The 1,152-nt window shown below is 57.2% G+C and carries 1 protein-coding gene and 1 pseudogene; both read left to right on the plus strand.

The window, feature by feature from the left end; translation table 11 throughout:
- Positions 1-55: 55 nt before the first annotated feature.
- Positions 56-718, plus strand: coding sequence for a M24 family metallopeptidase (locus tag JV201_RS21430; protein WP_219406022.1), 663 nt, complete (start codon positions 56-58; stop codon positions 716-718).
- 17 nt (positions 719-735) lie between these two features.
- Positions 736-1,090 (plus strand): annotated as a pseudogene (locus JV201_RS21435) (gamma-glutamylcyclotransferase family protein).
- The last annotated feature ends 62 nt before the right edge of the window (positions 1,091-1,152 follow it).

Below are 1,152 nucleotides of genomic sequence, written 5' to 3' on the forward strand. Positions count from 1 at the left end.
ATCGCTATATAGTAAAACGCATAACGCCTGACACTATAAAGCCGAGGAAAAGCCGGTGACCGCACAATCATCCAAGGAAGCTGTGGGCGTCGCCTACAGCATCGAGTCAATGCGCTACGCACAGGCCATGACCTGGCGCGCCATCGAAGCGCTGTCCAGGCTCATCCGCCCCGGCATGCTCGAATCCGAAGCCCGCGAACTCGGCAAAAAAGTCCTCGCCGACCTCGACATGCAGCGCATCTGGCACCCCCTGCTGGTGCGCTTTGGCGCCAACACCCTCAAGACCTTCAAGGAACGCTCCGACGGCGACCCGGTGCTGGGGGAAAACGACATCTACTTCATCGACATGGGCGCCGTGTGGCAAGGCCATGAAGGTGATGCGGGGGCGACATTCAGCACCGGTAACGACCCCGAGATGAAGGCATGTGCGAGCGCGGCAAAAGAGCTGTTTGATCGGGTTGAGCGGCGCTGGAGGAACGACAAAGTCGTCGGCCTGGAGCTGTATCGTTTTGCCGAAGAGCAAGCGAAGGAAATGGGTTGGGTGCTGAACCTGGACATCAAAGGGCACCGCGTCAGCGATTTCCCCCATGCGATTTATCGTGGCGGTGATCTTGGGGACTTTGACCAGTATCCCAATGAAGGGCTGTGGATTCTGGAGATACAGATCGCGCACCCGAGCGGGGCTTATGGTGCGTTTTACGAAGATTTGCTGGCTTAATTTTTCAAGGAATAAAGATGGAACGCTCGACCGAATTTCCCGTGCTGTTGTTTTCCTACGGCACGTTGCAGGACAAGGCAGTGCAGCTGGCCAACTTTGGGCGGGAGTTGGTGGGTCAGCAGGATGCTGATGCTGGGGTATTCGACAAGCTGGGTGGAGATTACCGATCCTGAGGTGTTGGCGGCCAGTGGCAAGACCCATCATCCGATTGTTTCGCCGAGCGGGCGGAATGAGGACAGTGTTGAAGGGATGGTGTTTCAGATTACCGAGCAGGAACTGGCGGCGGCGGATGCGTATGAAGTTTCGGACTATAAGCGGGTTTCGGTGGGGTTGGCTTCGGGGTTGACGGCTTGGGTGTATGTGCAGGCTTGAGGGCGTGCAGTTGGTCAGTCGGAGTGATTTCCTACAGATCAATCGGAAGGCATGCCCTGCCC

This window comes from Pseudomonas sp. Colony2 (genome assembly GCF_019382755.1).
Taxonomy (GTDB): Bacteria; Pseudomonadota; Gammaproteobacteria; order Pseudomonadales; family Pseudomonadaceae; genus Aquipseudomonas.